Genomic DNA, 7,986 nt, shown 5'->3' with positions numbered 1-7,986 from the left:
AGAATGTGGCACAGGCGTTCCCGCCTGTGCTCGATTTTCATTCTTGTGGCGTGCCATCGCATAGGGGTGAGTCTCTTGAGAATGTGGCACAGGCGTTCCCGCCTGTGATTGATTCTCATCATTTCTGAGCGCCATCCCAGTCAACATGAGCAACTCTTCAACAAGAAGGCCTTGTTCCCTGCTGGTGGCCACTCATAATACCGGCAAAGCTCAAGAGATTCGCCAGCTCCTGCAAGGACTTGATCTCGCCATTCATGACTTGTCAGAGTGGCCCCACCTGCCAGCGGTGGAAGAAACCGGAAGCACATTTTCTGACAACGCACTACTGAAAGCCCGCTACTATCATCAGCATACCGGCCTGATGACAATTGCTGACGATTCAGGATTGGAAGTCGCTGCGCTGGGTGGCGCGCCCGGCGTTCACTCGGCTCGATATGCTGGCCCACAGGCCACCGACGCGCAACGAATCGCCAAGTTACTTGATGCCTTGCGAGACGTGCCGGACAGAGAACGTGGCGCTCAATTCGTTTGCGTCATTGCACTGGTCGGACCCAATCAATTGGAGAAAACATTCACTGGCGTATGCCCAGGACGGATCACTCACGCTCCACGAGGCGAGGGTGGGTTTGGATACGACCCTGTGTTTGAATATCCACCGTTGGGAAGAACCTTCGCTCAATTGAGTCCGCACGAGAAATCAGCCGTCAGCCATCGTGGCCGCGCGATGCAACAGCTCCGGCAGTTTTTGTTAGAGTGGTTGGACAACCGAGATTAACAAAGTCAGCTCTGCCGGGCTGGTCTCTGCAAGACCGTTCTCGTTCGGAGGCCGTTGGACAAGCCGAATTAAGACGAACATTCTGATTCTCATAATCCTGGCAAAGATTTCCGACTTTTTCTTACAATCGTTCGTCTTATTGCGTGGCAGCAGGAAAAGAGGCGTGGCATGGAACTGACCGACGAACAAATTGTGCAACGTACGCTGGCAGGTGAGGTCGAGGCATTTAGCTTGCTCGTTCGTCGCTGGGAGCGGAAGGTTTATGGGCTGGCTTATCGAATGCTGGGTCACGTGGAAGATGCGCGCGACACGTCGCAAGAAATTTTTTTGACTGTTTATCGCAATCTGAGCCAGTTTCGCGGCAAGTCAAAATTCTCGTCCTGGCTGTATCGGATCGCGCTCAACTGCTGCCACACGAAGCTTCGCGAACGGAACGCGCGGACCGTGGGGCTAGAAGAAACTGAGCCGATTCCTGTTGAGAGCGCCACGCCGGAGGAGATCGAGAAAGCTCAGCGCATCGAGCGGGTTCGTCGGGCGTTAGCAGCGCTGCCGCATGAGATGCGGCAGGTGATTATCATGAAAGAGTATGAGGGGATGACATTCCAAGAAATTGCTGAAGTTCTCAACATCCCTGTCAGCACGGCCAAGACGCGACTGTATACCGGATTGGATCAACTTCGGCAGCGACTGGCCGTATTCCGAGATGCCATCTAAAGGGAGTATGTGAGAGACCTATGATGACCAATGAACATCGAGAACTGGTGATGAGTTATCTATACGACGAAATGCAGCCAGAGGAGGCTCGCGCGTTTGAGCAGCATCTGGCGGCCTGTCCGCCCTGCCAGCGGGATGTGGCCGATTTTCGTCAAGTGAAACAAGCGCTCGCCTCATGGCCACTGGAAGGCGTGCCGCATATCACAGTGGCGATTCAGCCCAAGCAAAGCTGGCTCGATGCGTTCCGCACATTTCCCATCTGGCTCAAGTTGGCCACTGCGGCAGCCGCGACCATGTTGTTGTTGGCTTTGTTCAACGTGCGAGTGGCAACCAACGCGCAGGGCGGCTTTGAGTTCAGCGCCAGCTTGTTGCCTCCAAGGTCGAACACGACAACGGCGGGCGCCAATGTGCTACAGCGGACGCCAACGGCGCCGGCAGCCTTGACTGAAGATCAAGTGAAGGCCATCGTCACCGCGGCAATCGAACAAACTGAACAGATACGCGAGCAGAAGCTGGCCGCCCAATTGGCAGCCTTGGCCAACGCCATGCGAGCGGAACACCAACAAAGGCTCATCAAGCTGGCCACAATGCTGCGTCAAGAACAGGCTGATCAGTTGTACGAGTTAACTAATCAAACCCAGCGTTCCTATACCACATTGACCGACCTGCTGGGGGGGAGCAATGGGAACGGGTATTGATTGAAGGAGGCGAAAGGGTGTTATGCAACGTTCCATCATAATCATCGTGAGCATGGTTGCCCTGTTGAGCAGCAGCCTCTTGATCGCAGGGAGCACACCTCCGACGTTGGCAGCCCCGCCTCAGCAGGGTTTGAAGGCGCTCAGACAACAGCAGCGCCAAGAACGACTCGCTCAACGAGAGCCACAGGGGGAACTGGACGATCATTTGGAGGGCGAACCAGTGCCTGTTCAGAAGCCACCGATTGAGGCTCGCCTCCCGGTGGAGCGAGACTTGATGGCACAGGGACCAGACCGCATTCAACTGTTGCGCGCGCTTGGACTCTCGCGAGAGCAAATGCAAAAAGTGCGACGCCTTCATCAACGGTTCGGACTGCGCAACGCGCAACTGCGCGACGAGCTGGAAGAACGACGAGACGCATACGTTCAGGCGCTATTCAATGAACCTTACGACCAGAAGCTAGTCGAGCAGCGCATGCGTCAGGTGCTGGACAAACAACAAGAATTGATGCAAGCTGAGGCCGAATCGGAACGTGCGTTTCGCGCTATTTTGACGCCCGAACAAATTGAAAAATTCAGAAACCTGCAAGCGCGGCAACTCGAACTGAGACGATTGCGACGCGAAATCCGCCAAAAAGAACGCCAACTCAATCAAGAACTGCTCAACGACAGAGACCGTCCATTGAACTGAGCGCCGAGTCGCACACGCCCCTGAAATGACCACAGAGGACCCAGAGAGGGCAGAAGGCTCTCAGTAGACGCTGCGATCTCCGGACTTCACTTTTATTGTGGCGCACCGTCGCACATAGGCGCTTTCGCCGAAAAAATAGCCTACGAAACACGCGAACGCCACGAAAGAATTCTTCTCTTTTCATCCTTCGTGGCGAGCACGAGGCTCATGGGGAATTCTCTTGAAGGCTGTCGCGAGACGATTCTTGTCACGTCGCTATTACCTTGGCTGCCGATTGCTTCCCACGTGTCGGTCGGCTAAACTTGGCTGTTTCTGCTATGAGCGAAAAAGCAATCATTGTCAAAGGCGCGCGTGTTCACAACCTGAAGAACGTGACGGTCGAAATCCCGCTGAACAAGTTGACTGTGATTACTGGCGTGTCGGGTTCAGGAAAATCCAGTCTAGCGTTTGATACGATCTATGCTGAAGGTCAACGGCGGTATGTCGAGTCGCTTTCATCGTATGCGCGGCAGTTTCTGGAGCGAATGGATAAACCCGATGTTGACGAAGTGATCGGCATCTGTCCAGCCATCGCGATTCAGCAGAAATCGCCGCCTCGAAATCCGCGCTCAACGGTCGCCACGCAGACGGAGCTGTATGATTTCCTACGACTGTTGTTTGCTCGCGTTGGTGTCACGATTTGTCGAAAATGTGGACAGGTTGTGACCTGCGACAACCCAGAGAGTATTGCTGACCGCGTCAGCGCGTTGCCTGCCGAGACGCGCTTTCTGGTGCTCTTCCCGGCGGCTGCTGGCATGCCCAGTTCGACCGAGAGCAAGAAACGCGCCGGCCAAGCTGATGGTCAACGGCTCAGAGTTCAGGCTCACCTGATGAGTCTCATGCAACGTGGGTTCACTCGCTTTTATCGCGACGGGCAGATGATCGAACTCACTTCGATTGATGCAGCTCCGTTTGCGGCGCTTGATGATGTTTTTGTTGTTGTAGACCGCTTAGTTGTTACCCCTGACATGCGTTCGCGGTTAATTGATTCGCTGGAGCTATGCTACCGCGAAGGCCAGGGGACGGCCCTGATCCAAACGGTCGGCGACGGTCATCAACGCTGGCGGTTCTCAGAAGCGTTTGAGTGCAAAACCTGCGACATTAAATACGCTACGCCGGAGCCGCGCTTGTTCAGTTTCAACAGCGCCTATGGCGCGTGCCCAACGTGTCAAGGGTTCGGCAACATCATCACCTTTGATCCTGACTTGGTCGTTCCAAATCCAGCCCTTTCGATTGCCGAAGGCGCAATCGAGCCATTCAGCAAGCCTCAATTTGAATGGGCGCAGTCGGAATTGTTAGCGTTTTGTTACAACCAAGGCATCCCAACCAACGTGCCGTTTGCAAAGCTCACCAAACAGCAACAGCACTTGATTTTTAACGGTAGTCGAAACTATGGCGGTGTTCGTGGGTTCTTTGACTGGTTAGAGACGAAGAAATATAAAGTCCACGTTCGAGTGTTTCTTAGCAAGTACCGTGGCTACGCAACGTGTCCGGATTGTCATGGAACCCGCCTGAAGTCCGAGGCTTTGAACATCAAGGTTGGTGGCAAAACACTGCCTGAGGTCTGCGCCATGAGCATTCGGCAGTGCTGGGAATTCTTCCAGCGGCTAACGCTGGAGCCCGAACAAGCGGCCATTGCCGAACGCCTGTTGAGCGAAATCAATCATCGGTTATCTGTGCTCGTCGAGGTTGGCCTCGATTACCTCACTCTGGACAGGCTCTCTTCGACGCTGTCTGGCGGCGAGTCGCAGCGCATTCAACTGGCGACGAACTTAGGCGCTTCGTTGGTCGGCACGCTCTATGTGCTGGATGAACCGAGCATCGGGTTGCATCCGAGCGACAATCATCGGTTAATCAACATCCTGCACAACCTGCGCGACATTGGTAACACCGTTATCGTCGTGGAGCATGACGCCGAGATGATGCGCGCGGCTGACTGGCTGATTGACCTTGGGCCGGGGGCCGGAGCATCGGGTGGGCACGTGATTTTTCAAGGACCCGTGGCCGCAGCCGAACGTGCAGCAGATTCGCTGACAGGTCGCTACCTCAGTGGCCAACTCCGCATTCCGATACCCAGCAGACGACGCCTGCCACGCCCCGGCGTGGCGTTGCGCATCAAAGGCGCTTGTGCCAACAACCTTAAGAACATTGATCTGGACATCCCGTTGGGCCTATTTGTTTGCATCACGGGCGTCTCCGGCTCAGGCAAATCCACGCTGATGAGCGACGTCATCTATGCCAACCTGATGAGGCAACGCGGCGAATGGGATCGCGCCGTGGGCGCGGTGCGAAGCGTGGAAGGAATCCGTTTCCTGGACGACATCGTCATGGTTGACCAATCGCCGATCGGCCGCACGCCGCGCTCCAATCCGGCCACCTACACGAAAGCCTACGACGGCATCCGTGAAGCATTCGCTTCCACGCGCGAAGCCAAGGCGCGCGGATTGACGCCGGCTCACTTCTCGTTCAATGTCCCTGGCGGACGCTGTGAAACCTGCAAAGGGGACGGCACTGTCACAATTGAAATGCAGTTTCTCGCCGACGTCGAACTGGTATGCGAGGAGTGTCGCGGAACTCGCTTTCAAGCTTCGATCCTGGATATTCATTACAAAGGACTGAACATCGCCGAGGTACTGAACTTGACGGTTCGTGACGCAATGAAGGTGTTTGCCGATTCTCCCCGTGTGAGCGACCGATTGGCCTTATTGGAGGAAGTAGGGCTTGGCTATCTGCGGCTTGGACAATCGGCCACTACGCTTTCGGGAGGTGAAGCTCAACGCATTAAACTGGCCAGCTATTTGGCTCGGACCGAACAAAAGCGCGCGCTCTACTTGTTCGACGAGCCGACCACTGGCCTGCACTTTGACGACATTAACCGCCTCCTTCAAGCCTTCAAGCGATTGCTCGACACAGGAGCCTCTATCATTGTTATTGAACATAATCTGGACGTGATTAAATGCGCTGATTGGATCATTGATCTAGGGCCCGGCGGCGGTGATGCCGGTGGCTTCGTGGTTGCTCAAGGCCCACCCGAAGAGATTGTCAAGGCATCAGCCTCGTTGACCGGAAAATTTTTAGCGCCGATGCTCTCTCTGACGTAGTTCTGCTTCACAGACCCGCAACCTCTATGCTACATTACTCCGGGCCTCGGATACGGAGGGTACGTGAAAGTTTGGTTCCGAGCGGGTAACTGAAGGAAGCAAGACAAATGAATCAGCCGGCTGTAGTGTTGACAACGGAGCTTCGTGCTTTCCCTCGCTTGAAGCAAGGGAAAGTCCGGGATGTCTACCAGGTTGATGCCGACCGCCTGCTGCTGGTCGCCAGCGACCGGATTTCCGCATTCGATTGCGTGTTACCCAGTGGCATCCCGCGCAAAGGTGAAGTTCTGACACAACTGTCTCGCTTCTGGTTTGACAAGTTCCGTGACGTCGTGCCCAACCACATGGTGACGGCTGACTTCGAGCAATTTCCGCCATTGCTCAAACAGCATGAGTATCTGCGTGGACGATCCATGCTGGTTCGCGCCGCCGACGTGATACCGTTTGAATGCGTCGTTCGAGGCTACCTGGCTGGCTCCGGCTGGAAAGAATATCAGCAAAGCGGCAGCATCGGAGGTCGGCGACTTCCAGCGGGACTCGTTGAATCAGCTCGCTTGCCTGAGCCGATTTTCACGCCGGCCACCAAAGCAGCTACCGGCCATGACGTCAATGTCTCGGAAGCATACATGGCCAACCAGATTGGCGTTGAATTAACGAAACAACTCAGCAGCGTGAGTCTTCGCCTCTACCAACTCGCAGCCGACCATTTGCTCGGATGCGGATTGATCCTATGCGACACCAAATTTGAGTTTGGCCTACGCGATGGCCACCTGATGTGGATAGACGAGGCACTGACGCCTGACTCATCCCGTTTTTGGGACCTCGCCACATACAGCCCAGGACGACCGCAAGAATCTTTCGACAAACAGTTCGTGCGTGATTACCTGGAAACGCTTGCATGGGACAAAACACCGCCGGCGCCAGCGCTTCCGCCTGCCATCGTCCAGGCAACCTCAGAACGTTACTTGGAGGCATACCGACGGATCACAGGGCAATCGCTATGACAACGTTCGACTACATCGTCATTGCTGTGGTCGGCCTGTCACTGCTGGCTGGCCTGATTAAGGGATTTGTGCAAAGCGTGTGGGGTCTGGCCAGCGCCCTTGTTGGAGTCATTCTGGCGTCGCTCTTGTATCCGCACCTGCAACGCCTCGTGCGCCCGTGGACAGAATCGGAGGTAACCGCCATGCTGATGGCGTTTCTGCTCATCTTCGTGGGGGTCGTTGCAGGCGGCATAGCGACAGGGCGAATGACACGCGCATTTCTGAAAAAAACTCACCTGAGTTGGATTGACCACCTTGCCGGCGGCGCGTTCGGGTTGGCCCGCGGCTGGTTAATCTGTTCAGTCGTCTACGTGGCGCTCACCGCTTTTCCTGTGCAGCCAGATATAGTCGCGCAGGCACGGTCAGCACCATACTTGCACCAAGGCGCCGAGGTTTTAACTATGGCCACATCAAAGGAGTTGAGGGATCAATTTTTCGAAGGCTACCAATACTTGCAGCATCGTGAATTGGTAGCACCAATGGGGCGTCGTTATGACACTAAAGGCAAAACTGGAGTCCCTGGTAGACGAAATGATTGAGGGCGGTATTCGGTTGGAAGATGCGTTGGCGGCATTTGAACGGACCTTTATCATGAAGGCGCTTGAACGCCACAACGGGCATCTCTCCAAGACGGCTAAGTTTCTTGGGATTCATCGCAATACGGTTAGCGCCAGAGTTAAATCCTATAAGAAAAAAGCTCGCGCGGCATCCACGCGCGGCTGAAGAGTAAAGACCGAGCGGAGCAAGTGGTTGTACGGAAAATCGCTCATCGCGCTGCTGAGCGGCCACATCAGGGTCTGGTGTTGGCCAATGGTTGCCATACAGTTGCCTGCTGCCGGCCATGGCGGCCACATGCGCTACGCCACTGCTCAGGACTTATACCAGTAGCCCGGAGAAAGGCCATAATTGATGAAGCGACATGGAGAGCAGG

The 7,986-nt window shown here is 55.2% G+C and carries 8 protein-coding genes; all 8 read left to right on the top strand.

From position 1 onward, the window contains the following. Window positions 1–184 precede the first annotated feature (184 nt). Window positions 185–775, top strand: a complete 591-nt coding sequence (locus tag NZ823_01105; GenBank protein MCS6803725.1) for an XTP/dITP diphosphatase — start codon at window positions 185–187, stop codon at window positions 773–775. A 168-nt stretch (window positions 776–943) separates the two neighbouring features. Continuing rightward, window positions 944–1,489, top strand: a complete 546-nt coding sequence (locus NZ823_01100) for a sigma-70 family RNA polymerase sigma factor (protein MCS6803724.1) — start codon at window positions 944–946, stop codon at window positions 1,487–1,489. A gap of 20 nt (window positions 1,490–1,509) precedes the next feature. After that, a complete protein-coding gene (locus tag NZ823_01095; protein ID MCS6803723.1) occupies window positions 1,510–2,187 on the top strand; it encodes a zf-HC2 domain-containing protein in 678 nt (225 codons plus the stop codon). A gap of 22 nt (window positions 2,188–2,209) precedes the next feature. Continuing rightward, window positions 2,210–2,875: a periplasmic heavy metal sensor gene (locus tag NZ823_01090; GenBank protein MCS6803722.1), complete on the top strand. Its 666-nt coding sequence runs from the start codon at window positions 2,210–2,212 to the stop codon at window positions 2,873–2,875. Between the two features lie 317 nt (window positions 2,876–3,192). Beyond that, complete coding sequence (gene uvrA, locus NZ823_01085) at window positions 3,193–6,015, top strand: excinuclease ABC subunit UvrA (protein ID MCS6803721.1); 2,823 nt, start codon at window positions 3,193–3,195, stop codon at window positions 6,013–6,015. Window positions 6,016–6,122: 107 nt separating this feature from the next. Continuing rightward, a complete protein-coding gene (locus tag NZ823_01080) occupies window positions 6,123–7,016 on the top strand; it encodes a phosphoribosylaminoimidazolesuccinocarboxamide synthase (protein MCS6803720.1) in 894 nt (297 codons plus the stop codon). Then, entirely contained in the window at window positions 7,013–7,594 is a 582-nt protein-coding gene (locus NZ823_01075; GenBank protein MCS6803719.1) for a CvpA family protein, read from the top strand. The genes NZ823_01080 and NZ823_01075 overlap by 4 nt, the downstream gene beginning before the upstream one ends. Next, a complete protein-coding gene (locus NZ823_01070) occupies window positions 7,587–7,778 on the top strand; it encodes a helix-turn-helix domain-containing protein (protein ID MCS6803718.1) in 192 nt (63 codons plus the stop codon). Before NZ823_01075 ends, NZ823_01070 begins: the two co-directional genes overlap by 8 nt. Window positions 7,779–7,986: the final 208 nt, after the last annotated feature.

The sequence above is a fragment of the Blastocatellia bacterium genome, assembly GCA_025054955.1.
Lineage (GTDB): Bacteria > Acidobacteriota > Blastocatellia > HR10 > J050 > JANWZE01.
The sequence above is the reverse complement of the archived record's forward strand: the minus strand, read 5'-3'. Positions and strand labels throughout refer to the sequence as shown.